We start from the raw sequence: 26,697 nt of genomic DNA on the forward strand, positions 1-26,697 counted from the left end.
GCTAAGCCTTTAGGGAAGTGACGGCAAGCAGCTTGCCAAGTTGTTGCACCAGGAATTTGGCCGCCAGCGGAGAGGTGCACTTGTGCAGGTCTACCACCGAAGCGGCGGGCGGAAAGTAGATCCGCTCCGACAGGGCCACCAGCCGGCCGGTATCGAAACCTTCGTCCACCTCGTGCAAGGCGATCACGGCATGGTCGGAACCATCGTCCAGCAGCGCCTGGAAGGGATTCGGGCCCGCATAGCCGGATGGCCAGCCGTCGTCGATGCAGGGATGCAGGTTGAAGAAGCCGAAACGGGGAAAACTGCGCAGGCGGGCATCGATGCGCTGGCCGAAAGTGGCGGCAATGCACAGGTCGGGGCGCCATTCCTCTTCATATTCACGGTAGAAAAGTTCACTCTTGACGCGCCCTTTGTAGACCGGCAGTCCATGTGCACCCGCCAACGTCTCCACCATTGCCGCTTCGCAGGCGCTGTGTGGATAAGCCCAGACGCGGCGCGCGGGGCTGACAAAACTGGCGCCGGCATCGTCGGTGGCAACACCCACCACCATTACCTGCAGCCCGACCGGGCCTTTGAGCAGTTCGCTCAGCACATGAAAACCGCGATAAAAGCTGCCGAACAGCGCGATCCTGGCCGGCCTTGTCATGTCCATGCTGCCCTCACTCGGCCAGGACCGCCTGCGCCGTGCGGCGCGGCGCTTCATTGGCCCGGGCCGGCTCATCCCAGGCGGGCGCCTGCGTCGGCCACGCCAGCGGCCAGGCCAGCGGCGCACGCTTGCCCGGAGCGCTGACCAGCAGGCGCACGAAGACGCGGGCGCGTGTATCAGGCGCGGCCGGTTCGCTGTGCGCCAGCGGGAATTCGAAACGCAGCAAGGGAACCCGGCCGTCGCCGGCACTGGTGTCGCCGTCGCGGTAGGCGCCGATAAGGCTGAACAAGGCCCACGGATCGTCGAAGCGGTAGCTGACCGTGCGCGCCTCCACCGTCATGTTCGGATGGCCGGCTTCCGCCTTCGGGACCACGGTGCCATCGCGCGCCAGGCGCAGGGTCAGCAGCACCGGCATGCCCGGCTCCCAGCGCAAGGCGCGCACCTCGCCCTGCCTTACCGTATTGGCGCCGATCGCCAGGCTCCATTCGATGATCTTGTTTCCTTCCGACTCCGCCGCGACGTTGACGCGGAACTGCGCCGTCACATCCAGGCCGCCGGCCTGGCCTTCTTCCGCCGGGAACAGTGGCGCCAGCACCTCGCGCACGCGGCGCCATTGCAGGTCCGCCTGGCGCACCGCGGCACTGGCCACCGGCGCGCCGGGATCGCGCTCGGCGCGTGCACCTGCGGCGCGCACCCGTTCATACTGGCGCAGCGCCGCCCCTACCTCGTCGACGGCGGCAGCGGGAGTCTCGCTGCCACTGCCGGGCCAGGCCACAAACGGCAGGCGCTTGCCGAGGTCGCGGTTATAGGCGTCGGCAAAGCGCTCCCATTCCACCTTGTACTGGTGGGCAGACAGCTCGCGGCAGCGGGCTTGCAAAGCGTCCTGCAGGCTGGCCAGGCGTTCGGCGAACAGGTCGGCGCCGCGCCGCTGCGTCGCGCGCCCTGCCAGCTTGTCCAGGCAGTTGCCGGCCTCGATCTCGCTGCCGCCCTGCAGGATGAAATGCTCCAGTGCGATCAGCGAACTGGTCGGGCTTTTCAGGCGGTAGCGCCGCAAGTCGGCGGCGATACCCTGCCAGCGCGCCAGCGCCGGTGCACCGGCTGCAGTGGCGCCGGCCAGCGGCAGCACGCCTTCCACCTGTTTGCCGGCCACCTCGATGAACTCCAGCTGTTGCGCGACGTAGTCCGGCAGGGCGCCTGCATCGCCGCCGGCAAAGGCGTCGGCCAGCGGTCCTTTACCGCCTTTCCACGACAGGAAGCTGCGGTCGCGCGGCTGGAACACTTCGGCCGCCGTAAAGTAGTCGTCCATGCGCTGCAGGCGGGTCAGCGCGTCGCGCGCCAGCGCCGCATCCAGTTCGGCCAGCGCCGCGCGCGCACCCAGTTCCTCAAGGAAGGCGCGCACGCGCAGCGCCGCCGCGCGTTCGGCATCGCTGGCCGCGCCTGGCAAGGCTGCCGGGGCAATACTGGCCGCCTGCGCCAGCGCATTATGCGTGCTCTCGGCCAGCGCCAGGTCGACCAGGGCTGCGCTGGCGGGCTGCAAGGCGGCCGGCAAATGCAGATAGCTGCCGGCTTGAAAGGCTTTGCGCGCCTCGGCCATGCTGGCAGCGCGTTCCAATTGGCCTTTGTCCCAGGCCAGCGTGGCGCCGGGCGGCACCTCCGGCAAGCGTGCAGCGGCGCCCTCTTTCATGTAAGGCTGCGCCAGCAATGCCGATACCGTCTCGTGCAGCAGTTTGCGCTCCGGCGTGAAAGCCCAGTGTCCCTCGCTCCAGGCCAGGCCGGTGCTGCCGCCATCGATTGCCAGCGGGGTCGCCAGCAGCCCGTCCCATGCAGTCTTGAAGGCCGCGAAGCCTTGCGCCGCCCGTTCCTTCAACTTGCGCGCCGGCTCCGGCCCGAGCAGCCCATTGCCGGAAATGCGCGCCAGCAGCGCATCGTGGGTGGCCCCCAGGTTGACTGTGCCTTCGCGCATCCAGCCGCCCTTGGCCGTGGCCAGCATGGCTTTTTCATCGTCCAGGGCGCCCCGCAGCGCTAGCCAGAGCTGCAGCTGCCCCCCCAGTTCGGGGGCGCGGGGCGCGGTCTCCAGCAGGCCGGCCGTGCTGGCCGCAACTGCCTGTTCGGCACGCAGCAGGCCATTGCCCTCGAACAACCGCCGGTAGAGCGCATGGCTGGCCAGCTTCAGCGTGCAATAGGCGGCCTGCTGCATCACTGTAGTGTCCAGCGCCGGCAGTTTCTGCGCGGTGGCGCGAAACATCGCTGCCGTGCGCGGCGGCAGCCCTTGCAGCTGCACGCCGAGCAGGTCGCGCACCGCCAGCGCCAGGTCGTCGCTGGTGGCCGGCGGCGCGCCGGGATCCTGCAGCCGCCGCAGGGCCTGCAGTGCGCCGTCCAGCCGGTCGAGCTGGTCCAGGTACTGCAGCAGGCCAAGGTACTGCGGCAAGTCTTCCAGGTTGAGGGCGCGCGCCGATCCGGCCGACTCGCTCCAGCGCGCCGGCAGGCTGCATTGCGCGCCAGGGATCAGCTGTCCGGCAGGATCGCGCGGCACGCCGGTCAGGACCGAAGCCTGCGCCAATGCTGCGCGGCGCAACGGTTCGAAAGCATGTTCGGCAAAATCCCTGGCCAGGCGCCGCTGCAGCCGCACATGCAGGTCGTCGAATACGGACCAGGAACCGGGCATGAAGACCGAGGAGAAACGGCGCGCCCCCAGCTGTTCCAGGCTGCGCAAGGCGTCGACTGTGCGCTGCTGGCCGGCTTGCGCGCTGGGCGTGTCGGCGGCGCCATCGGCCAGCGCCTGGCGCTGCAGGTACTCGTGTGCCGCGCTGCCTTGCTGCGACAGCTGGATGGTGGCGACCACCAGCCCGACGCTCCACGCCGCCGGCAGCGCCCACAGCGCAAGCTGGCCGGCACGGCTCAGCGCCGGTCGCCGCAGGCGCGAGGCGCCGCGCAGCAGGCCCATCTCAGGAAAGATCTTGCGCTCGAAGATATCGCGCAGGAAGGCCGGCATGCCCGGCGCCTGCTCCAGCGCCGCCGTGCCGCCCTGCTCCGCCGCCCGGGCCTGGCCCGCCGGCATGGCCGCGCTGCAATCGCCGCTCAGGAAGATGCCGCGCAACAGGAACGGCTCATGGTAGGCGCTGGGGCGCATCAGCTCCCCGCAGAACAGCTTCAAGCCGGCACGCAAGCGTTCCAGCTGCGCCGGGAGCAGGAAATAGGCGGAGCTGCCGCCATCGCCGCCCTCCAGCGCACACAGTTCGGCGCAGGCGTCGGCTACGCTGCCGGTCACCTGGTCCATGGCGGCGTCGACCCATGTTTCCCGGAACGGCGCCACTACTTCATACGGCGCGGCCCAGCCCAGCATGCAGCGGCGCAGTACCTCGGGCAAGGCGGCGGCAAAGCTGGCAAAGCCGGGCACCTGCTCGCATTCGGTGATGACCAGGTGCAGCGGGAAGCGCAGGGCCAGCCGGTTTTGCGCCAGCCACAGGCGGCGGTGGATCGCCTTGGCGCGCGCGGCCAGTTCCTGCTGGCCTTGCGCATCGCCGGCCAGCAGGGCCGAACAAGGCAGGGCCAGGACGATGGCGTCGAACGGCCGCTGCGGGCGGTACTTGCGGCACAGCGCAATAAAGTCGTCCCAGATGCCGGTATTGGCGGCACTGTCCGGATCGGGAGAACCGAGCTGGCTGGCCTGCAACTGCGCCACCACGCCCTGGTCGAAGAAATGCCAGCTTACCCCGAGCGCTGCGGCGCGCTGGCTGCTGTCGGCGCTGAGTGCGCTGGGCAGGCCCGATTGCGCCAGCGGCAGCCCGGCGCCGCTGCCTTCATCCAGCACCAGCGTCCAGCATAGCTTGTAACGTTCGGCACGCGTGGCAAGGCTGCCCTCGATCAGCTCGAGCGCGGTGCGGAAAGACTGGCGCAGCGAATCGCTGCCGAGTTTTGCGACGGCGGCGCCGGCAGGCTGGCCGGGCCCGCGCAGCGCGGCGCTGACCACCACCGCCAGCAGGGCCAATACCAGCAGCGTCACCAGCAGCAGGCTGACGATGGCCAGGTTATCGGACAGGAAGTTCAGCATGGCAGCCCCCTTGCCGCCGGTGCGGCGGACCAGGCAACTGCCGGCGCCGCAAGCGCGTCACGCACCGGCCACGATTGCCACAGCCAGAACACCTCGGACAGGCCGAGCAGGATCAGCAGCACCAGTCCCAGCGCCAGGTAGCGCCGGCTCAGGCTCGCCAGGCGCCGCGTGCCCAGGTGCGCCAGCGTACTGGCATAGGGCTGGTCGCTCAGCACCGCGTCGCGCCCGCCCAGCCCCGGCGCACGCTGGTAGGCGAATTGGAACAGTTCGCGGCGGTAAGCGGCCAGCGGGGCCAAGGTCGGTCCGTCGCGATAGCTGCCCTGGAATCCGAGCGCCAGCACGTGCAGGAACATGCGCGCCTGGCTGCGCTGGGCCGGCTCGCGCTCGCGCAGCAGCTGGTCGATGTCGGCAAACACGCGCTGGCCGGCCTGGCTGCTGTGGAACAGCAGCGCCTCCAGCAGCACGTGCTGCCAATACTGGCGGCCGGCCCAATCGGTGTGCAGCAGCACTTCGTCGGCCAGGGCCGCCTTCAGGTAGCGCGCCTGCGCCGCCGCGTCGGCGCCGCTGCGGCCGGCGACCCGGCCCGCCTCGCGCGCCTGTTCCTCGATCAGGGCACAAAGGCGCTGGCTCAGCGCATCGGCGCCGGCGCGGCCGTCCGCTTCGCCCAGGCGCACGGCAGCGGCCACCTCCTGCTGCAGCACGCCGACGAAGGCGCGCAACTGGGCCGAGGCAAAGTCGTCGCCGCCGGCACTGGTGTCGTGGGTAGCCATGTTCAGTCTTTCACGAAGAGCACCACTTCGCGCGGGCGCCCTGCTTGCGAATGTTCCAGCAGGTTGCTAAGCAGCAGGTCCTGGCCGGCGACGATAAACTGCGGCGCGGCTTCAATGGCAAACAGGTTCCAGCCGGCGCCGCCGCGCAAACCCAGTTCCGGTGCGCAGTCGATCGACCAGCGGGCCGCACCCGGCACCCGGCGTTCGGCCAGCGAAGTCGAAACGGTGCGCGAGCCGATCACTGCGCGCTCCATCCAGTCCTGCAGGCCGCGCTCGTCCTGGCCGCGCAAGCCGACGACCAGGCGCGCGCCCAGCCAGGCTTCCTCTATCGGCAAGGCGAATACGCGCCCCTCGTCGCGGAAGGTGTGGCTGCGCCATTCCTGGCTCACCTCGCAGGCCAGGTCCTCCAGGTTGTCCAGCACTTGCTGGAAAGCGCCGTGGCTGTCGGCGTGCACGTACACGGGAGGCACCAGCGGCACGGCGCCGGGGCGCAGCGCGCACAGCGGGCCCAGTTGCGCGCAGAGGGCCAGGTAGAGCGGCAGCGGCTGCACCTGGGGCGCAAAGACGGCCGCTTCCAGCAGCGGCAGGTGCAGCGTCAGGCTGGCCAGGCGCGAGCGCAGTTCCAGCAAGGCCAGCCTTTCTTCCGGCAGCGACGACCCGGCTGCACTCTGGCGCGCCAGGAACAGCGCCTTGCTGCGCATCTGCGCTGCCAGCGCCTTGGCGCGTTCCAGCAGCGGCGCCTGCGGCGCCACCGCCAGCTGCGCCGGCCAGAACGGGGCGCGCCGCACCTCTTCGTTCTCGCGCAGCAGTTGCATCAGCTGCAGCGAAACGTAGGCTGCGCCAGGCACCGTGCCAGCCATCAGCGCCAGGTTCGACGCCATGCGCGGCACCTCTTCCGCCAGTGCCTCCGACACCTCGTCTTCGACCAGGCTGCCGGCGATGCGGCGGAAACGGGCCGGCTGGCCCGCCAGCCGCAGCGAGCGCGCGCTGCCCACCGCCAGGTAGACCGGCACTGCCTGCTGCTCCATGGCGCCGCGGTATGGCGCCAGGTCCAGTTCCAGCGCATGGCCCTGCGCCAGCGCCGCGTTGTAATGCACCGCCATGCCGTCCGGCAGGATAGCCTCGATGGCAGTGATGCGCAGCAGGCCATTGCCCAGCAGCGCTTCGTCAACCTCGAGGCGGCGCACGCCCCAGGCAGCGGGCTGGCCGGCAAGGGTTTGCCAGCCCACCAGGGCGTCGACCCGCGCGCTCTCCTGCTGGAAGTGCTGGGGCGCCAGCAGCATGCCCTCATGCCACTGGATATGTTCGGATAAGCGTGCTTCGGCCATGGCACTTTCCTCCTCTAGTGGGCTGTACCGGGCTGGATGTCGCTCGCGACAAAGCCCTGGGCGTTCAATTGCAGGACGTAGCCGCCGCGGTCAAGCAGCAGGCGCGCGCGGTGTTCGCCCGGCACGGCGTAGTTGGCAAAGGCCAGCGCGGCCCAGGCACGTTCTGCGCCGAAGCGCTTTGGCTCGAGCTGAATCACCTGGCCCGGCGTTATTTCCACCGCCAGCACGGTCAGGGCCTCGGGAAAAGTGCGCTGCAGGTCGGCGCGCGCGGCAAAATAGCGGGCGGCAGGCATCGCGGCCAGCGTCTCGAGCACGCTCTTGTCCTTGACCAGCACCACGTCGACCGCCAGCGCACTATTGCCGTTGGCGTTGTCGGCAGCGGCCAGGGCCAGCGTTTGCCAGCGCGGTGCCTGCGGCCGCGGACCGCCGGCAAGGTTGGCCAGCGTGCTGCAGCCGGCCAGCAGGATAGCCGCCAGCAGGGGGACGGCAGGCTTCGCATGTTTCATGGCGCCTCCTTAAAAAGTAGCCAGCAGGTTCTTGCGCAGTCCGGCGCCCATGCCGGCGCAGAACACCAGCAGGAACGTGCCGCCCAGCAGCAGCAGGCTGAGGACCGCCTCGCGCCGCCCCAGCACCAGCAGCACCGGTGCCGCTGCGGCGCTGCCGCCCGCTGCCGCCGCCGGCATCCGCCCGGGTTCGGCCGACAAGGCAACCAGCGCGGCGGCAGCCAGGTAGGACACCAGGCTGCGCGTGCCTTGACACAGCAATTCCACAGCCACCATCACCGGCAGCAAGGCATCGAGCGGCAGGCCGAAGCGCGCTTGCAGCACCCCAGCCCACAGGGCTGCCTTCGCGCCCGGCAGGCCGCTGGTCGCGAGCGTGAACCAGCAGGACAAGATGGCCATCAGCACGATCTCCTGCGCGCCCAGCGCGTGGCCATAGAGATTGGCTGCATACACCGCCAGTACCGCGTAGAACAGCGCCTCGCCGCTGCGCACGAACACCGGGAACGCGGACGCCAGCAGTTCAACGCTGCCGCGCGCAAAGCCCAGCCTCCCGCTGAGCGCGGCGATGAATTCCGGCAGTGCAGCGGTACCTACCGGCGAGAACAGGCAGACCGTCAGCGGCGCGCGCAAAGCCGACAGCACCGGACCCGGGGCCGACTTGAGGCGCCAGCACAGGGCGGCCAGCGCCAGGCTTGCTGCCAGCAGCGCCGCCACACCCCAGCTGGCGAGGAATCCGCCCAGCAGGCCGGCTTCATTGCCGGCAGCGCCGACGGCTGCCGCCGCCAGCACAAAGGCGATCAGCGGCAAGCCGCGATTGACCAGGCCAATCACCCCTTCCAGGCCGCGATAGACGGCCTCCAGGATATGGCCAAGATGCGCTGCGCGCTCCATTTTTTGCGCGGCGACGGCTGCGCCAAACAGCAGCACGCCCACCAGCACCGATGGCACGGCACCCGCCGCCAGCGCCGCGTACAGGTTGGACGGCACCAGGTCCGGCGCCACGGGCATTGCCGCTTGCGCCGCGTCGGCGCCGCGCAGGCTGACCGGGGCGGCAAGTTCGGCCTGCAGCGTCAAGCGTCCCAGTGCTGCCGCCTGCCCGGGCGCCATGCCGGCGCCGCCGGCCGCCGCGCTGGTCAGCAAGGCTCCCGCCAGGGCGCACAGGAACATGCCGCCCACGCCGGCCGCCAGCAGCAAGGCGAAGCGGCCCCACGGCGCGCCGCCGGCAACGCTGCGCTGCAGGCCGAAATACACCGCCAGGGCCAGGAACGGCAGCGTGGCTGCCTGGACCAGCGACAGGTAGAGCGCTGCCAGCGCCGCCAGCACGGGGCTCGCTCCCGGCCACGCCAGGCCGCACCACGCGCCCAGCAGCATGGCGGCCAACAGGACCGCTGGCTGGTGCAGGATCGCCTGGAGCAGCTTCATGGTGTTTCCCTCACAAACTGAGTGGCCGTGCGCAGATCAGCGATACCGCCGCGCAACTCACCAGCACGCTGACCGCAGTACGCGCCATTGCGCACAGCGGGTCGACCGCAACGAACAGCACGAACGCGGCCTCGAACGGCAGCGACAGGCAGGCGCATACCGTGCCCATCAGCCCAACTGTCGCCACCCCGCCCATGCCGGACGAAGCGAAACCGGTCAGCGCAGCCACCGCGGCCAGCAGCGCCAGTTCGCCGCCCCCCAGCGTGCGGCCGTACAGCGCCGCGATGAACATGGTGCCGCTGACGAAATACACCACCGGTCCGGCGCGCAGCAAGGCCGTACACAGGGGCACCAGCAATTCGACGCGGGTGCGCGCAAAACCCAGCGGCCCGGCCAACGCCTGCACCATCGCCGGCATGCAGGCGGCGCTGCTGTTCGTGGCCACCCCGAGCGCAAACGGTTCGCGCATGGCTTTCAGGACGGGTTGCAATTCGCCCCCTGCGCGCTGGCGCAGCAGCAGCAGGGCCAGGCAGATCACCAGCACGCTGGCGAACAGGAAGCTCACCACGTAACCGGCCATCGCAGCCATGGCGGCGACGTTGGTATGCGCCACCTGGCCCGCCGTCATGCACACCACTACCAGGGGCAGCGGCAGGTTGATCCAGCGCGTCAAGGTCTGGCAGGCCTCGTACACCGATTGCAGCGCCTGCTGCAGGCCGCCGGCTATGCGTTCCGGCACCTGGCCCACCGACATCCCGAACAGCAGCGCGAAGATCAGCACTTTCAGGGTTTCGCCTTCGGCCAGGGCGGCAAAGATATTCGACGGCACCAGGCGCCGCACGATCTCCTGCGCATTGACCGTTGCCGGCGGCGAATCCGGCTGGCGCAAGGCCATGGCAGTGTTGGTCTGGTCGGCGGCGCCGCCGACGATCTGCCCCAGTTCAAGCCGGGTGGCATCGGACAGGTTGTCGCCCGGATGCATGGCCAGCGTGCCCGCCGTGGCCAGCATCGCCGCCGCCAAGGCAAGCAGCACGAAAACCGCCACCACGCGCTGGGCGATCCTGCTGGTCCCGCCTTCGCGGTACAAAGTCTGCAAGCTCAGGACCACGGCCGAGATCATGAACGGCAGCACCACCATGGTCAGCAAATTGACGTAAATGGCGCCAACCAGCGCCAGGCGCTGCCCGATAGCCGGCGCCGACCAGCCGATCGTCCCGCCCAACAGCACGCAAGCGAGAACCACCAGCGGATTGGTGGCGAGGGACTGCACGCGGCGCCATGCCGCGGCCGGCGGCGCTCCTGCCGGTTGTACCAGGGAGCTCATGGTTTCATTCTCCGCTCTTCAGGCTTGCGCCGGCTGGCCTGCATCGCAATCACCTCGTTGACGAAGGACAGCAAGGTGCCGTCGCGCACGCCAACCATCACGCTCAGCGCGGTTTGCGCGTCGGTAAACGTCACGGTACGCAGGCTCAGGGCCAGGCGCGGGTCCTGCTCCAGCACCTCGCGCACGGCCAGCTCGTCGCGATAGGCCGCCAGCACTTCGCCATGGCGCACCGCCTCGACCAGCGCCTGCCAGCTTGGATATGGCTGCAATTTTGCTGCCGGGAAGTCGCGCCGGGCAAACTCCACCCATGACGTATTGGCAATCACGCCCAGCGGTCCTTCGAAGCTGCGCAGTGCTTCCTTGAGCGGCTGCTTGCCGTATTTTTCGGCGAAGCGCACCCGGTGAATCAGCATCGCGTGGCCCAGCATCCGGTAAGGCGTGGAGAACGCCACCATCTGGCTGCGCCGCAGTGTACGGCCGAGGCGGCTGATACCCAGGTCGGCCTGGCCGTTGCCGACCATTTCCACCACCGCATCGACAGTGGCTGAAGTGCGGTCGAAGCGGACTTTCACGCCAAGTTCACCGGCGATTGCCTGCGCCAGGTCGATATCGATGCCGCGCAGGACGCCATCCTTCTGCGCGTAGAACGGCGGACTGTCGGTCTGGTACATGGCCACAACCAGTTCGCCGCGCTCGACGATGCGCGCGATTTCGGGCGCCAGCAGGCGGCCGTCGGCGGTCCGTACCAGCGGCGATGCCGCCGCTGGCGCCGCATTGGCAGCCAGCGCTGCCGGCGCGACCAGCAGGCAAGCCACTATCGCCAGCCAGGCCAGGCGCGCGTTCATGGCGACTCCTGCCCGGCCGCTGGCGGCGTCGCCGCTTCGACGTTTTTGAATGCCTGCGGCGCAGCAGCCAGCACTTGCGGCGGCTCCGCGGTCTGCGCCGACATGCGCAGGCCGACCTGGAAACCCAGCGCAAACAGCAGCACCAGCAAGGCCAACACGCCGCACAGGCCGACCGCCAGCAAACGGGGAGTAAGGCTCAATCGGTATTCCATCATCGCACCTGTCAGTTGGAATTGCAGCTCAGGGGACCGCCACCGTCGCCTGCCCCGGCATGCATACTTCGATCACGCCGCCGGCCATGCACATCAGCTTGGAGGCATTGTTCAGTGCCGGCAGCTTGCCCAGCAAAACAGTGGGCGAACCCGGCATCCACGGTGCGCTGGTCATCGGCACGCACGGCATTGGCGTCAGCACGCCCAGGGCCGCCGCCGTGGCAGCCGCCACCTGCGGGTTGCCCAGCGAGGTGCACATGCCGAACGGCAGTATGTTCACCATCGGCTTGCAGTCCATTACATTCGCGTCCGGCATGGTCGACATGACCTGGCTGGCCGGAGGCACCATCAGCGTGCCGGGCGCCATCCCGAACGAGCATTTGAGCATCGCTCCAGCGCATACTTGTTGTCCCATCATTCGCCCCTCAAAAGTCGTTTGATGCGCTCCATCAAGGCCGGCGCCGCCTCGGCATTGCCCAGGCGCCCCCCCTGCGCATTGAAGCGCACCGGTACTCCCACCGGCACGCCGTCGTGGTACAGCACTTCCTCCATCAGCGCCCCGTTCGGCCAGTAGCGGCGCAGCGAACCATGCAGGAGGTTGGCGCGGTAGCTGCAGCGTTGCACCACCTGGCCCTCGGCGTCGAGGTCGACCGACTCGCCCTCCAGCAAACCGCCCCGGTACACCGAATTGCGTACCTGCCTGCCTTCGTGGAAGAAGGCCGCGGGTCCTTCAATCTGGCCGGACTGCAGCGACAGGCGCGCCGTGACCTGGCCCGCCTCGTCATACGACAGCGACGGTCCGCAGGCAATGCCTTCGGCCATGGTCTGTGCCATCACGCGCCGGCCATGCACATAAGTCTCCACCACGCCATGCGCCAGGCCGCGCTGGAAGGCGCTGCGCTGCACCAGTGCGCCGTCGGCGTCGTACAGCGTCATTGGACCGTGCAGCTTGCCGTTCTCGAAATTGGCCTGCATTGCGAGCTGGCCGCCGGGCCAGAACTGTTCCAGCGGCCCATGCAGCACACCGCTGGCCATGGCGCTGCGCAGCAGCACATTGCCGTCGGCATCGTGCTCCTCGACCACGGTCGGCGCCGGGCTTTCGTTCACTGCCTGCAGTTGCGCTTCCATTCAGTTCACCTTCGCCATCGCGCCTTTGAGCGTCAGCACCGCGCCCGCTTCCACGGTCTGGGTGGCATCGGCCTTGCTGTTGATGATCGGCGCCTTCTGGTCGATCTGCAGGCCGGCCTGCAGCAGCAAGGCCTTGCCGGCCTTGCTGCTCAAGTCCGTACCGGCTTCGCACTGCAGCGCGGTGCCTGCCTTATTGCTCAATTCCGTGCCCGCCTTGGCCGACAGTGCTTTCGCCGCCTCCAGCGCCAGGCTGTCGTCCGATACCAGCTTGATGCCGCCTTTGACCGAGATGGTCAGGCTGCCATCCACCGTGAGCTGGTAGTCGCCTTTGACGGTATGGGTGAAAGCTGCCTGGTTCGCATGGCTCTCGGCCCCTGTCACAGCCAGCTCCCGCGTACCGGCCACCTGGCGCAACTCCTTGCCTTTTTTCAGCACAATGGTGCGGTCGCCCTCTTCCAGCGTGCGCAGCTCGGCGCCCTTTTTTACCGTGGTCGTCAGCGCGTTCTCGATCTCCACGTCCATATCCTTCTGCGCATGCAGGTAGAGCTGCTCGGCGTCCTTCTTGTCCTCGAAGCGCAGTTCGTTGCCGGCGCTGCCCTGCTTCGACGACAGGGTGCGCAGGATGGATTGGGTCTGGTTGGCGGGCAGCGTCGCCGGCGGCATGTTGTTGCCGTTATAGACGCTCCCGGTCACAAGCGGGCGGTCAGGGTCGCCGTTCACATAGCTGATCACCACTTCATGCCCGACGCGAGGCAGGAAGAAGGCGCCGACGCCCTTGCCCGCCGTGGCCTGCGCCACCCGTATCCACGGCGCCCGCTTGTCGTCGGCAGCCGCGCGGTCCCAAGGGAAGCGCACCTTCACGCGTCCATGCTTATCGGTCCAGATTTCTTCCCCCGATGGCCCAACCACCACGGCCGTTTCGCAGCCCGCGACACGGGGAATCGGCGCCTGGCGCGGCGGACGGAATGGCACCGGGGCCGGAAATGCTTCAAAGGCATTGCTGTACAAGTCGCCGCGTACCGTATGTTGTACCCGGCGCAGCACGAAGGAGGCATTCAAGGCAGCGACGAAGTGCCCGGCCAGCGTAAAACGGGTGCCGGCACTGAACGGGTAGCAGAAGCTGTCGCCGTGCAGTACTTCGGAGGCGCACTGGCTCTCCTCCACCTGCAGTTGAGCCAGGGCCCGGCCTGCGTCGACCGTCGCATGCCCGGTGGCGAATTCGTAGCTGGCGCCAACACCGCCCGTGGCGGAGAAATCGCCCTCCAGCGAAGTATCCGGCGTATCGAAATCGTAATCGCTGACTGTCGCCTGCTGCAGCACGATGCGGTGCTCGTGGGCAAAGCGCGAGACCGCATCGACCGGCCGCAGCATGCCCGTTTCAGGCCAGAAGCGCACCTTGGCGCCACCGCTGCAGTCGGCAAACTGGCTGGAAGTATCGGCCAGCACCATGGTGTGCCCGCTGGCGCCAAAGGTGAAGAAGTAGCAGATGCCGGCCTGCTCCATCAGGCGCGAAACGAAGTCGAAAGCGGTTTCGTCGTATTGCACGCAATACTCACGCTTCGCGTAGCTTTTGCTGAGCCGGGAGTCGAATGCCACGCCAAAGGCAGTCAGCACATCCTTGATAATGGCATCGACGCCGAGATTGGAGAAAATCTTGCGGTCGCGCGACAGCGTCAGCTTCCACAGCGTCGGCACCAGTTCCGCCTCGTAGAGCGAAAAATCCTTATCCTGGCCGCTCTGTACGAAACGCATGACCATGCCGCTGATATGGCGCGTGCCGCCCGACCCGCCGATGCTCACCGTCATTTCCTTGCCGACGGCCGTTGCCGCACGCAGGCTGGTGCTGGAAGAGCGCATATGCAGGGTGAACTTGAACAGCTCCGACAAGCCTTCGCTGCCCGCCAGGCTATCCAGCAGCAGGTCGTTGGCGCCGAACGGCGACGTCAGGTGCATCAGGCCGCCGGCCTGTTGAAAACCGGTGTTCATGCCGCCCTCCCGATCGGACTATCGCGGAAAATGTAGGAAAATTGCGTGCCCGCCATTGCCATGTGCACCCCCGAAAATGCCGAGGCGGTGGCGATGCGTTCCAGGACCTGGCTGGCAAGCTGCGGCAGCACGGTCTGGGTCAGTATGAAATCGATATTGCGCGCACCGCTGTCGACCTCCGTGCAGCGCGCTGCGATGGCAGCCGTTACCGCATCGTCCCAGCTGAAACGCGCATGATGGTGGGCGGCAAAGCGTTCGGCCAGCCGGGCCAGCTTCATGTCGACAATCAGGCCGATGCCGGCATCGTCCAGCGGGTAGTACGGGACCAGCACCACCCGTCCAAGGAAGGCAGGGCTGAACTGGCGCAGCAAGGCCGGCCGCAGCTGCTCCACCAGGGCGGCGGGATCGGGCGCCACGCCATTCTGGCAGGCACGCGTGATCACATCCTGCGCTGCATTCGATGTGAGCAGGATCATGCAATGCCTGAAGTCGATCGGCACGCCCTCGCCATCTTCCATGGTGCCCTTGTCGAACACCTGGAAGAACAGTTCCAGCACGTCCGGGTGCGCCTTTTCCATCTCGTCCAGCAGCACCACGCTGTAGGGCCTGCGGCGCACCGCCTCGGTCAGCACGCCACCCTTGCCATAGCCGACGTAGCCGGGCGGCGCCCCCTTCAGGCTGGAGATGGTGTGCGCCTCCTGGAATTCCGACATATTGATGGTGATCATATTGCGCTCGCCGCCATACAGCAGCTCCGCCAGGGCACAGGCGGTCTCCGTCTTGCCAACGCCGCTTGGCCCGACCAGCATGAACACCCCGGCCGGCTTGCCAGGATCGTCGAGCTCCGCGCGCGAGGTGCGCACCCGGCGCGCGATAGCGTCCAGCGCCTGGTCCTGGCCGACGATGCGCTCGCACAGGCGCTCGTTCAGTTCCAGCACCGTGTGCACTTCGTCGGCCAGCATCCTGCCCACAGGGATCCCGGTCCAGCCGGCAATTACACCGGCCACCATGGCCGAATCGACACAGACCGGCACCAGCGGTTCATCGTCGCGGATAGCCTCCAGCCCTTTTTGCAAGCGTTGCAACCGGGCGGCCTGCGCCAGCTGTTCTTCATCCCCGCTGCCCCCGGCATCGGCACAGGCAGCGATCTCGCGCCGCAGCGCCAGTATCTCCTCGACCGCGTGCCGCTCCTCGCCCACCTTGGCCAGGACGCTTGCATGGCGCGCGGCGAGGCGTTCCAGCGCGCCTGCCAGTTGTGCCGCCGCGGCGGCATCGCCTTCGCCGCGCCCGAGCTCCTGGCGTGCCAGGCGCAACCCTTCCTGTGCCAGCACTATCTCGTGCTGAAGCGCTTCCAGCGCCGGCGGCGTGCCCGCCTGCGCGATGGCCACCCGCGCGCAGGCCGTATCCAGCACGCTGATCGCCTTGTCCGGCAACTGCCGTCCGGCGATGTAGCGCTGCGACAGGCGCACCGCATCGCGCACTGCTTCGTCCAGGATTTCCACCTTGTGATGCCGCTCGAGCGTAGCGACCATGCCGCGCAACATGCTGACCGCCGCTTCCGGTACCGGCTCATCCACTTTCACCACCTGGAAGCGCCGTGCCAGCGCAGGATCGCGCTCGACATGCTTCTTGTATTCGGCCCAGGTGGTCGCCGCAATCGTGCGCAGTTCGCCGCGCGCCAGGGCCGGCTTGAGCAGGTTGGCGGCATCGCCCTGCCCCTCGCTGCCGCCGGCACCGATCAACTGGTGCGCCTCGTCGATAAACAGGATCACAGGAGAGGCGGCGGCGCGCACCTCCGCGATCACCGACTTCAGGCGCTGTTCGAATTCACCGCGCACGCCGGCGCCCGCCTGCAGCAGCGCCAGGTCGAGCGCGCATACGCGCACATCGGCCAGTACGCCCGGCACGTTGCCGTCGGCGACGCGCTGGGCAAAGCCTTCCACCACCGCTGTCTTGCCCACGCCTGCCTCGCCGGTGAGGATGGGATTATTCTGGCGCCGCCGCAGCAGGATATCGATGATCTGGCGGATTTCGTCATTGCGGCCGCGCACCGGATCGATGCGGCCCGCGCGCGCCAGCGCCGTCATATCGACCGTGTACAGGTCCAGTGCGGGCGTCGTTGCACTTGGCAGCGAGGCTGCTCCGCCCTGTCCTGCGCCGCCGGCGCTGCCAGCCAGCAGCGTGGCCAGCTCGGTCTTCAGGCGTTCGCGCGGGATCTCGAGCAAGGCTGGTGCAGTTTCGATCAGCATGCCGCGCAGGCTGTCCAATTCCAGCATGGCCAGCAGCACCACGCCGGAGCGGATCTGCTGCGTGCCCAGCAGCATGGATCCAGTCAGCCAGGCTTCACGGAACAAGGGGGCAAAATGCGGCGAAAGCGCCGGCGTACGGCCATTGCCGCGCTTGAAGCCATCCAGGCAGTCCTGCACCTGGCGCCGCACGGCGTCGCCGCCCACGCCATAGTGCCGCAGCAGCAGCAGCAGGTCGGAGGCGCCGCCATCGATCAGCGCCGCCAGGAAGTGCTCCACCTCGACGTTGAAATGGGTCTGCTGGACACACAGTTCGGCAGCGGCATCCATCGCCCGCCGGCATTCCGGGTCGAGGCGTGTCAACAGGCTGCGGATATCGACTTCCATGCCTCAGCTCCCCGGTGCCGGCAGCACGAAACGTGCTGCCTGGTATTCGCATTCCCGGCGCCCCGGGGCGGCACGGCCGCACAGCCATGCACTGCGCCCCAGCCGCGGCGCAAGGGCATCTGCCTGCCGGGCCCCGAGGCGGGATTTCGGGGAAGTTGCCAGCTTCAGCTCCAGCGTCACCTTCATATCGCGCTGCAGGTGCCGCGCCACCAGCCAGGCCAGCAGCCCGCACTGCCGCCCACCGGGCAGCAGCTCTGCGAACCGCTCGTGCGCCAACGCCGGGGCACCAAGCGCGATACCGGCGCACTGGTCCCAGGCGCGCGCACCAAGGCTGCCGCCTCCACCCAGGCGTTGCGCCAGGTGGCCGCCGCCCAGTCCCTGCAGGCGCGCACGGTCGCTAACTGCCAGCGGGTGCCAGCCTCCGACGAATTGCTGCCCTTCGAACTGGACGCCGAGGCGATCGCGTAACAACGCCAGCAAGCTGGCCAGCGAACGCGGTGCGGCCCCCTGCAGGCCCGCATGGCGCAACCATGCCAGTTCGCCGCCCGGCCCGTGGGCGCCTTCCGCCAGGCCAAGCCCCGACAGTGCATCCAGGCTGTGCGGAAGCGGCGCCGGGCTGGCGATGCCCTGCAGCGGCAGGTGGTGCTTGCAACGGGCGCGGTACCAGAATCCGATCAGGCGCTGGTTGAAGATGTCCAGGAAATCCAGCCCGGCGCCGTCACGCGCTCGGCGGCGCGCCAGCAGCAGCTCGGTGAACGCCGCTGCCAGCGGTCCCTGCGCGCCGGCCAGGGACAAGGCTGGTGTGCGCAAGGTCAACGGCGGTCCGGGCCTGGCACTCTCGTCCAGGCTGGCGATATCGCTCGGCGCAAAAGCCATCCCGACCTGCGCCGCCAGCCGCAGTGCTTCATTGGCGCCGATACCGCGGCCAACCCGTGCGCGCGCCGGCTCGCTGCGCTCCAGCAGGCTGATGGCCTGGAACAGGTTGAAGTCATGCGGCGCTGCCCGCAGCTGTGAGATCAGGTCAGGCATTGCCGCCCCGCCATCGCAGGCCACTGCTTCCAGGTCTCGCCGGTGCGCTGCACGGACAGGCGCACGAAAGAATTGGCCGTGGTGTACATCGCAAAGAAGCGCGCCAGTACGCCCGCCAGCACCAGCGGCGAAGTACCGTCGAATGCAGCGGCATCGAATTCCAGCGTGACGTCGGTGCCGCGGCAATGCCCGCGCCAAGATTCGCTGCCCAGGCGTGCCGTAGCTGGCTGGGCGTGCAGGCGCTTGATGCCGCGCACCTGCAACTGGTCGCGCGCACTGCTGCCGGCGAACAGCGACAGCATTTCGCGCAGTGTGGCAGCCCCGTTCGAGCCGTCGGCCAGCGAGCGGTGATTCAGGCGCAGCAGCCCCACCAGGGCCCACAACGCATCATTGCCAAGTGCCGGCTGGCGCTGAGCGCTGGGCTGGTAGACGGCGCGGACCGAGGTCGAAGCGGCGACTCCATCGCCCCGGAAACGCGTGCCGGGTGCGACCTGCTCGGCCAGCAGCCGGTTGGTGCATAGCAGGCTGGCGTAGACTACAAATTCGCCAAGTTCCGCGCGCACATCGCCACGATCGACAAAACCGAGGTAAACGTCGCTGCCGTTGATACCCTTGCGCAGGCTGGCTTCGCGCCGCATGCTCCAGCATACCTCCGCGCCGCCTGCGCCGGGCTCGGCATCAGCGAACGCGCTAGGGATTTCCAGGCTGCGCTCCCCGCGCGGGTCGGCCGCACTGACCGAGACGATCGAATGCACTTCCAGCACCGCGTCGCGGCGACGATCCGGGATCAACAGGTACTCATAGTGGCGCCGGTCAAGCACTATCGGCTCGCTGGTAACAGGGAACAGGTTCAGAGCCGGCACACATCCCAGAAGCACGTTCTCGGGACGCAATTGAGACAAGACTGCCGCGCTGCGGGTGAACACCAGGCGGACCGAAAAGCCGGTTCCCCGGCCGAGGCGCCCGCGCAAACCGGATAAGTCGAAGAACTGGAATTTACGCGGGAACGCGAAGTACTCCTGCAACAGGCAGTATGCGGGATGGACGTGCGCCGGCCGCGCCAGCAGCGCTTCATCCTCGGCGAAGCCCACATCCACCAAATGGTGCGCAGACATGCGGTAAACGCCCGCACTGCCGACCACCTCGATATATTCCAATGCACTGATCAGCAGTTCGTGCAGCGGCATTGTAATCAGCAGGTCGCCCGACAAATGCAGGCGCAGCGTATCGAGCTCCAGCTCCGCCACGTCGACACCGCCTTCGCACAGCAGGTCGAGGCGCAAGGTTCGCGCGTCCTCCTGCATGATGGCGCCAATCCTCAGCGGCCACAGGATCGTGTTCCATCCCACCTGGAAGCGGCATTGTTCTCCCGTCGCGGCGGTCGCCGACAGCATTGTGCCGCGCTTCACCGGCATTCCCGCCGTGACCTTGCCCTCGCTCGGGTCGAGCGCCATCTGCATGACCGTCATGGCAGGAACAGGCTGGGTCAGGCTCGGACACAGGTTGTCGAGCATGGCGGCAGCCACGGTCGGAAAGTCGCGCTCCAGTTCGCGATGTACGCGCGCATTCAGGTAGGCCACCGACTGGATCAGGTGTTCGGTATGCGGATCGGCCGCTTCGTCACCGGTCAACACCAGCCGATGTGCGACCTTCGGGTAGCGCGCCGCGAAGTCAGCCGACTGAACGCGCAGGTAGGCGAGTTCGCGGCGGTAGTACTCCAGCAGGTCGTCCTGCGCGCGCATGGCAGGCTTCTCCCTCGGGTTCATGCTGCCGGCTCCAGCGAGGCCGCACGGCCGTCGAGCAGGCAGTCGAAATGCACCTGGCGCTGCTGCAGCCCAAGCGTCACGGCACCACCGATCCGGATACGCGCAGCGACCGGCTTGCCGGGATCGCGTTCCACCTTCACGACCACCTGCGACAGGCGCGGCTCGTACAACGCCACTGCACGCGCCACCACCCGTTCCCATTGCGCCAGGTCGGCCGCCGACTGCGGCGAAAGGCGCAAGGTGTCGGGCAGGCCGTAATGCAGGGAGCTCGCCTGGTCGCCGAGGAATTGCTCGATCGTCAGGCCGTTGCGGGAGTTGAATAGCCGGGACAGATCGGTCAGCACCGACTGCTGCAAACCGTCGGCGTCAAGCAAGCGGCCGTCACCTGCCGCATCGGATATTCCCGCGAGGCGGTCGAACAACGGTGAAACGGAATTCGCTGGCATGAGCTTCATGGGGGCACCAATTCAAGGCTGCATCGGTCAAAAGGGCTTGAAGTGATGTTAGGGTTGGCCCGGTACGTTACACAAGTATCACGTGGGTAACATCGGAGTTTACAAGCCGGAATTTGCGGAGGTTGCTACCAGCCTGCAGGCCCCGGATTCGGAACAGCGGCTCGTGTTCCTCCTCCGGCTAACGCCGCGGGCGAATTCCCTGAAGATTGGAAGAATTGTTGAGTTGGTAGCATATGTAGCCCACGATTTGTCTCCGCATGAGACCGTACTCAGACTTGCCAGTCCAGCGAGGTATGCACTGCGATCACCTTGAGCAAAGGCTGGCGGAAATGTTGTTGAGCCCGTCCGCCTTGAAGTTGGCGACGATGCTTTCGTGACCGCTGCGATCGGGTAATGAATTTTTTGGGAGTCAAAACACGGCGCTGCATCTCTCGATCCTGCCGAAAGATGCAGGCCATCCGCGGATCCTGGTTAATCCGCCTTCATCGTCTCCAGGTTCCAGTTCCAGGTACCGGTACCTTTGGACGTCGAATCGGTTTTCTGCTGCGTGAAATCGGCCTTGATCTTGGTGAAATTCACCGAGAACGAGTCGTTCGGGATACCGCCGCCGCCGCTGCAGCTCATTTGCGAGACCATGGCGTTATCCATCACATAGGTCATGAAGTTCATGTAGGCGCCATTCTCCACCCGGCCGATGTTCAGCTTGGCCGGGCCGATCTTCGTACCTTTCACGCAAGCCTTGAACAACTCGGTGGTGGACAGGTCGGAAGACTTTGAAAAAGACATTTCCGACAGCACGGCACGGCCCAGGGTCCGTTCGGTATTGCCGGCGTCGCTGCCCATCGGCAGGTAGGCGTTGTGCGAGAACGAATGGACGATGATCTTGTCCGTAAAGCCGGTGATGGTGCAGTTGCCCTTGATGTCGGCACCCAGGTCGAGAATCAGTACGTCTGACATAGCAAGCTCCGTAAAGTGAATGCGGCGGCAGCGACTGGCGCATGCCGCGCGCAGGATCGATGGTCAATCAGGCAGCCGCGGCGGGCAGTTGCGCCACCAGCCGGATCGAGGTAGTCAGCTCCTCCATCTGGAAGTGCGGCCGCAGGAATACCGTGGCCGAATAGGCCCCCGGCTTGCCGGGCACCTCGGTAACGTCGACGCGACCTTCCGACAGCGGGAAGCGCGCCTTCTCGCCCTGCGAAGCGTTCGGGCTCAGGAGGACATAGTCGCTCAGCCAGTTGTTGAGGAAGTTCTCCACGCTGCCGCGGGTCTGGAAGCTGCCGATCTTGTCGCGCATGATCACCTTGATATAGTGCGCAAAGCGCGAGGCGGCCAATACATACGGCAGGCGTGAAGACAGCGCCGCATTGGCGTTGGCGGCATCCTTGTTGTACAGCTTCGGCTTGTTGACCGACTGCCCGCCGAAGAAGGCGGCCATGTCCGAACCCTTGGAGTTGACCACGGCGATGAAGCCAAGGTCGTTCAATTCCTTCTCGCGGCGGTCGGTGATCGTTACCTCGGTCGGGCACTTCAGCGCGATGTCGCCTTCGTCGGTCTTGAAGGTGTGCGCCGTCAGGCCCGTAATCTTGCCGCCGCCTTCCACGCCGCGGATTGCCGTGGTCCAGCTATGTTTGGCGAAAGCATCGGTGATGCGCAGGCCTAGCTGGTAAGCGGAGTTCGCCCACAGGTATTTGTTGTGGTCCTTGCCGTCCACATCTTCTTCGAAGGCGAACTGTTCGACCGGATTGGTCTTTGCGCCGTAAGGCAGGCGAGCGGCGTAGCGCGGCAGCACCAGGGCGATATAGCGCGAGTCTTCCGTGTCGCGGAAGCCGCGCCAGGAGACCAGCTCATCGCTTTCGAAAATCTTCGCCATGTCGCGCGGCACGCCCAGTTCGGTGAACGAACCCATGTCGAACAGCGAAGGCGCTGCAGCGGCAATGAACGGCGCGTGCGCAGCCGCGGCGACTTTTGATAAGCGTTCCAGTAGCGCGATGTCCTGCGGATGGCGGCCGAAGTAGTAGTCGCCGATGAACAGCGAGTAAGGGTTGCCGCCAAACGTACCGTATTCTTCTTCGTAGACTTTCTTGAACAGTACGCTCATATCGTGATCGACCGCGCCTTCCAGGTCCTTCAACAATTCCTTCTTCGTCACGTTGAGCAAGCGCAGCTTGAGCATGGTGCCTGTCTCGGTACCGAACACCATGTCGTGCAGGCCGCGCCACGATCCTTCGAGCGCCTGGAAACGCTCGTCGTGCAGGATGGCATTGACCTGGTCGCTCAGGATCTTGTCGATCTGTGCGACGCGTTCATTGATCATGGCAACGACGCCCGCGTCGGGCGCCTTCTTCATGCCTTCGTCCAGTACCTGGGTGGCGAACTGGCCAAGAAGTTGGCGTGCGTACTGGCTTTGCGATGGCTCGACGGCCATTTTTCCTTCTTGGACGATGCGATCCAACAGGCTCGATTCCTGGTTGGTCGTACTGGCACCGGCCTGGACTTCCTCTTGATTGCTGGCCATTTTGGACTCTCTCTGAATGGTAGGGAAAACAGCGCGCTGGCGCTATCAGGACTGGACTTCTTCGGCTTTTTCTTCCGCTGCAGGTTCGCCCGCGGAAGCAGCACCGCTTTCGGCCTTCAGCGCCTTCAGTTCTTCCGTGTTTTCGACAATCTTCTCGAGCAGCGTATCCAGTTCATCGTTGCCATCGAGTTTGCCGAGCAGGTCGCGTAATTGCTGGCGCACCACCAGCAGCTTCGCCAGGCGTGGCACTTGTTGTGCAATGGACTCCGGATGGAAATGATCGATCTCGCTGAACTTCAATTCGATCTTCAGGTTGCCGTCTTTCTTGTAGGTGTCCGGCACCGACAGGTCGAGGCGCGGGGCAATCTTCGCCATCACTTCCTTGAAGTTGTCGCGGTCGATTTCCACCAGGCGGCGCTGCTTCAGCTTCGGCAACGGCACCAGTGGCTGGCCCGACAGATCGGCCAGCAAGCCCACCACTAAAGGCAGTTCCTTCTTCTCGACCGCGTCGCCGATTTCCACATCGTAGGTAATTTGCACGCGCGGGGGACGGTTCCGTCCCACCCATTTTTGCAAGCTGTCTGACATCACGCCCTCACTGGAAATGTTATAGGGGACAAACCGGGTGTTTCGGTTTTGAGATTAGGACTGCGCGCTCGCGTAACACAAGTATCAGCGCAGTATCAAGCGATATTGGCCCAATTCTGCGTCGCAACTTTTGAGGGCAATCGTGTTAGCATGCGGCTTCGTCCCTCCAGCGATCTTCCGACATGCCCGACGCTAGTGTTGCAGCAGCAGGATTGAAAGGAACAAGAAGCCCCTTCCGCTTTGGTGCATGGCTGATCGACCCATCCACCAACTCGATTGAGGGCACGCAAGGCAAGCGCCAGATGGAGCCGCGCACGATGGATGTATTGCTTGCTTTGTGCAATGCACGCGGCGCGGTGGTCAGCGCAGAAGAATTGCTGGAGCAGTGCTGGGGCAACGTCGTCAACAGCGACAGCTCCCTGCACAAGAACGTCGCTCAGTTGCGGCGCCTGCTCGGCGACGATGCAAAATCCCCCGAATACATCGAGACCATCCGCATGCGCGGCTATCGCGCGGTGGCCCCGATCGACTTTGAATCGGTAGGCGCCAGGAGCTGGCAAGCTGGTTCGCCGTTCCGTGGCCTGATGGCCTTCGACGAAGCACATGCGGATGTCTTCTTCGGCCGCGACGAAGCAACCCGCAACCTGCTTGAAACAGTGATGGAACAGGCCAGGCACGGTTTTTCCCTGACGATGGTGCTCGGCCCCAGCGGCGTTGGCAAGACGTCGCTGATCCAGGCCGGCCTGCTTCCAGCCTTATCGGACCTGGCATCAGGTCACGAAGTCGGCGTATTGGCTGCGACTGGCTTCGACCTGGTGGAACTGGGCGAGCAAACCCTGTTCACCGGCCTGGCCGGCGCCCTGCTCGACCTGCAGTGGGGCGAGGACTGCGCCTTCCCTGGCGAGAACGCTATTTCCTTGGGCATCCGGCTGCAGCAGTCCTGCGACTCGGTGATAGCAGGAATGGAAGCTGCGCTCGAAGCGCACTCCCAGCTCCACAAGCGACTGCGATTCGCCATTTTCATCGACCGCTTCGAAGCCTTTTTCAACGAAGGCCGCATCGCCGAGACTGAGCGCCGCGCCTTCCTGTCGGTGCTGGGGCAACTGGCACGCAGCCATGCCGCACTCCTGGTGATCGCCTGCCGTAACGACTTCTATCCCAGCATCGCCAAATACGCCTTGCTAACCGAAGGCAAGCGGCACGGCGGCCACTTCGACCTTGGCGCCCCTGGCTTCAGCGACATCGCGCAAATCATCCGCCGGCCGGCGGCGGCGGCCAAACTCAGTTTCGGTATCGACCCGTTGACCAATGCGCGGCTCGACGACGTGTTATGCGAGAGCGCGACAGACAGTCCGGACGCCCTGCCCCTGCTGCAGTATTGCCTGCAGGAGCTGTACCGCCTGCGCACGGAGCAAGGAGTGCTCAGCTTCGAGGCCTTCCACCAGCTGGGCGATCTTGAGGGTGCAATCGGCCAGCGCGCCGAACAGGTGGTACTGGAGCTCGACGACGCCCAGCGCGCGACCATCCCGCACATCATGTCGCTGCTGATTGTGCTCTCGCTCGACGGCGACACTGCGACCAGCCAGCGTGCCCCGTGGTCGGCGCTGCGCAGCACAGCCGCGCAGGAAGCGGTGCGCGCGCTGGTCGAAGCGCGCCTGTTCGTCAGCGACCTGGCCGACGGCAATCCAGTCTTCGGTATCGCGCACGACGCCATCCTGCGCCGCTGGCCGCGCATGACCGACTGGATAGCGGCGCACCGTGTTGCCCTGCGCACGCGCGGCCGCCTGGCGCAGCAGGCGACACGCTGGCGCGACGAAGGGCGGCCAGCCGACTTGCTGCTCCCGCACGGAAAACTGCTGGATGAAGCACGCGACCTGCAGCACGCCGGCGTGCTCTCGCTGTCCGAAAATGAGTCGGAGCTGATTCGCGCGTCGCACCAGCGTGCACGCCAGCGCGAGCGCCTCCGCGTGCTGGCGATGTCGGCAATTGTCGCCCTGGCTCTACTGGCCACGGGCCTTGGACTCAGCGCCATGGCCGCCAAACGTTCGGCGGAGCTGCGCCGCAACGAGGCGGAAAGCCTGATGGACTTCATGCTCGGCGACTTTGCCGACAAGCTGCGTCCGCTGGGCCGCCTGGACTTGCTGGAAAGCGTCAGCGGCAAGGCAATGCAATACCTGCGCGGCTCGGATGGCGAGGACCTGAGCCCCAATGCCCTTACCTTGCGTGCCAAGGGCTTGCAGGTAATCGGCGAGGTTGGCCGTTCGCGCGGCGATTCCAAAGTAGCCATTGATGCGCTAAACCAGGCCAATGTGATCCTGACACGCCAGCACCAGGCTGCGCCCAAGGACATCCAGGTGCTCAAGAGCCTGGGAGCCAACGCCTACTGGGTCGGCCAGATGCACAAGGACCGCAACGACTGGCAAGCGGCGGGAGAAGCGTGGCGGGACTATCTCACCTATTCCGACATGCTGCACCAGATCGAGCCGCAAAATACCGAATGGCTGATCGAGCAGTCGTATGCCCACAATAATCTCGGTAACCTGGCCTTCAAACGCGGCAAGCCAGCATTGGCGGTTCCTGAATTTGTGGAATCAATTGAGCTGAAACGCAAGGTATTGGCCATCAGACCAGACCTGTACCCGATCGTCGTCGAGCTGGCGAGCAGCTACTCCTGGCTGGCTTCGGCCAAGGAAGCCTCGGGCGAGCTGCAGGAAGCGCAACGCCTGTATGCGCAGGAGATGCAATTGATCACCCGGTTGCGTGAACGCTTCCCGAGCGAGACCATGTGGGTGCACAGGCATGCCTTGGCCCTCCAGCACCGTGCCAGCATCGGCCTGGCGCTTGGCATGGATAAGGAAGCCCTGCGCGATTATGAGGAAGCAAGGAGCCTGCTCATGCAGGTGACGGCGCAGGATCCGAACAACCGCGCCTGGCAAGTGGAGCTGGCGAGCCTGGACCTCGAACTGCTGCGCATCACCGCACGCCATTCCCCGCCCGATGGATTGCTGCCCAAGGTAGCGGACTCACACCGCCGGTTGCAGGCAATCCTGGCTCTCGACCCCAGGAATTCGGACTGGAAGCGCCGCGAAGCCACCGCGCGCACACGGCTCGCGACGCTGCTGTTTGCCAGTGGCAAGGCGACCGCGGCGGAAGAGGAAGTCAAACGTTCGGTCGCGAACCTCGAGGCGATTTACGCCAGCAATCCGTCGAACCTCAATGGCAGGCTGGCATTGATCGAAGCCTTGCAGCTGCAGGCTTCGCTCCAGCAACAGCAGAAAAACACACAGGCTTCGGTTGCGACTTGTTCGCACATCCGCGAACTGATCGCAGGTGAAGCGGCAGAGTCAATGAACCATCAAATCCTTGATCCATGGGTGCGGGTGAATGCATGCTTGCAGAATCAAGTCATCTTCCAGAAAGGAGCAAAACAACTTAAAGAGATAGGCTACCGTGATAGTTCGTACTTCCAATTTGTTTCTAGCCATTAGAAGGGAAA

20 protein-coding genes are annotated in these 26,697 nt (G+C 66.1%); 1 reads left to right on the top strand and 19 read right to left on the bottom strand.

Translation table 11 applies throughout. The features are described 5' to 3' along the window. Window position 1 precedes the first annotated feature (1 nt). The 19 genes from ASD07_RS00700 to tssB form a co-directional block, all read right to left on the bottom strand. A complete protein-coding gene (locus ASD07_RS00700) occupies window positions 2-652 on the bottom strand; it encodes a formyltransferase family protein (protein ID WP_082507081.1) in 651 nt (216 codons plus the stop codon). A gap of 7 nt (window positions 653-659) precedes the next feature. Continuing rightward, the gene (locus ASD07_RS00705; protein WP_055923716.1) at window positions 660-4,697 is read right to left on the bottom strand and encodes a type VI secretion system protein; all 4,038 of its coding nucleotides are present in this window, start codon (window positions 4,695-4,697) and stop codon (window positions 660-662) included. Beyond that, complete coding sequence (locus tag ASD07_RS00710) at window positions 4,691-5,467, bottom strand: DotU family type IV/VI secretion system protein (protein ID WP_055923718.1); 777 nt, start codon at window positions 5,465-5,467, stop codon at window positions 4,691-4,693. The genes ASD07_RS00705 and ASD07_RS00710 overlap by 7 nt, the downstream gene beginning before the upstream one ends. A gap of 2 nt (window positions 5,468-5,469) precedes the next feature. Further along, window positions 5,470-6,795 (bottom strand): type VI secretion system baseplate subunit TssK, encoded by a 1,326-nt coding sequence (gene tssK / locus ASD07_RS00715; RefSeq protein ID WP_055923720.1) that lies wholly within the window; start codon window positions 6,793-6,795, stop codon window positions 5,470-5,472. Window positions 6,796-6,809: 14 nt separating this feature from the next. Then, window positions 6,810-7,301, bottom strand: coding sequence for a hypothetical protein (locus ASD07_RS00720; protein WP_055923723.1), 492 nt, complete (start codon window positions 7,299-7,301; stop codon window positions 6,810-6,812). Between the two features lie 9 nt (window positions 7,302-7,310). Continuing rightward, window positions 7,311-8,720 (bottom strand): cation:dicarboxylate symporter family transporter, encoded by a 1,410-nt coding sequence (locus tag ASD07_RS00725; RefSeq protein ID WP_055923726.1) that lies wholly within the window; start codon window positions 8,718-8,720, stop codon window positions 7,311-7,313. 10 nt (window positions 8,721-8,730) lie between these two features. Next, complete coding sequence (locus ASD07_RS00730) at window positions 8,731-10,044, bottom strand: dicarboxylate/amino acid:cation symporter (RefSeq protein ID WP_055923728.1); 1,314 nt, start codon at window positions 10,042-10,044, stop codon at window positions 8,731-8,733. After that, entirely contained in the window at window positions 10,041-10,889 is an 849-nt protein-coding gene (locus ASD07_RS00735; RefSeq protein WP_055923731.1) for an ABC transporter substrate-binding protein, read from the bottom strand. The genes ASD07_RS00730 and ASD07_RS00735 overlap by 4 nt, the downstream gene beginning before the upstream one ends. Continuing rightward, entirely contained in the window at window positions 10,886-11,089 is a 204-nt protein-coding gene (locus tag ASD07_RS00740; RefSeq protein ID WP_156397797.1) for a hypothetical protein, read from the bottom strand. Before ASD07_RS00740 ends, ASD07_RS00735 begins: the two co-directional genes overlap by 4 nt. Before the next feature lie 40 nt (window positions 11,090-11,129). Next, a complete protein-coding gene (locus tag ASD07_RS00745; protein ID WP_055925156.1) occupies window positions 11,130-11,516 on the bottom strand; it encodes a DUF4280 domain-containing protein in 387 nt (128 codons plus the stop codon). Beyond that, entirely contained in the window at window positions 11,516-12,229 is a 714-nt protein-coding gene (locus tag ASD07_RS00750) for a toxin-antitoxin system YwqK family antitoxin (RefSeq protein ID WP_055923737.1), read from the bottom strand. Before ASD07_RS00750 ends, ASD07_RS00745 begins: the two co-directional genes overlap by 1 nt. Further along, window positions 12,230-14,215, bottom strand: coding sequence for a type VI secretion system Vgr family protein (locus tag ASD07_RS00755; protein ID WP_055923740.1), 1,986 nt, complete (start codon window positions 14,213-14,215; stop codon window positions 12,230-12,232). It lies immediately after the preceding gene. Then, the gene (gene tssH / locus ASD07_RS00760; protein WP_055923743.1) at window positions 14,212-16,848 is read right to left on the bottom strand and encodes a type VI secretion system ATPase TssH; all 2,637 of its coding nucleotides are present in this window, start codon (window positions 16,846-16,848) and stop codon (window positions 14,212-14,214) included. Before tssH ends, ASD07_RS00755 begins: the two co-directional genes overlap by 4 nt. A 3-nt stretch (window positions 16,849-16,851) precedes the next feature. After that, entirely contained in the window at window positions 16,852-17,877 is a 1,026-nt protein-coding gene (tssG, locus tag ASD07_RS00765; protein ID WP_082507032.1) for a type VI secretion system baseplate subunit TssG, read from the bottom strand. After that, the gene (gene tssF / locus ASD07_RS00770) at window positions 17,865-19,643 is read right to left on the bottom strand and encodes a type VI secretion system baseplate subunit TssF (protein WP_229207011.1); all 1,779 of its coding nucleotides are present in this window, start codon (window positions 19,641-19,643) and stop codon (window positions 17,865-17,867) included. Before tssF ends, tssG begins: the two co-directional genes overlap by 13 nt. Then, on the bottom strand, window positions 19,640-20,098 hold the full coding sequence (gene tssE, locus ASD07_RS00775; protein ID WP_055923746.1) for a type VI secretion system baseplate subunit TssE: 459 nt from the start codon (window positions 20,096-20,098) through the stop codon (window positions 19,640-19,642). The genes tssF and tssE overlap by 4 nt, the downstream gene beginning before the upstream one ends. 471 nt (window positions 20,099-20,569) lie before the next feature. Further along, window positions 20,570-21,055 (bottom strand): type VI secretion system tube protein Hcp, encoded by a 486-nt coding sequence (locus ASD07_RS00780; RefSeq protein ID WP_055923749.1) that lies wholly within the window; start codon window positions 21,053-21,055, stop codon window positions 20,570-20,572. Window positions 21,056-21,122: 67 nt separating this feature from the next. Continuing rightward, on the bottom strand, window positions 21,123-22,613 hold the full coding sequence (gene tssC, locus ASD07_RS00785; protein ID WP_055923752.1) for a type VI secretion system contractile sheath large subunit: 1,491 nt from the start codon (window positions 22,611-22,613) through the stop codon (window positions 21,123-21,125). A gap of 45 nt (window positions 22,614-22,658) precedes the next feature. Beyond that, a complete protein-coding gene (tssB, locus tag ASD07_RS00790) occupies window positions 22,659-23,201 on the bottom strand; it encodes a type VI secretion system contractile sheath small subunit (RefSeq protein ID WP_055923755.1) in 543 nt (180 codons plus the stop codon). A gap of 212 nt (window positions 23,202-23,413) precedes the next feature. On the opposite strand from tssB, the gene ASD07_RS00795 reads away from it, so the two are divergent. After that, window positions 23,414-26,689, top strand: a complete 3,276-nt coding sequence (locus ASD07_RS00795) for a winged helix-turn-helix domain-containing protein (RefSeq protein ID WP_229207012.1) — start codon at window positions 23,414-23,416, stop codon at window positions 26,687-26,689. The last annotated feature ends 8 nt before the right edge of the window (window positions 26,690-26,697 follow it).

Origin of the sequence: Duganella sp. Root336D2 (assembly GCF_001425005.1) — a bacterium.
Classification (GTDB): domain Bacteria; phylum Pseudomonadota; class Gammaproteobacteria; order Burkholderiales; family Burkholderiaceae_D; genus Rugamonas.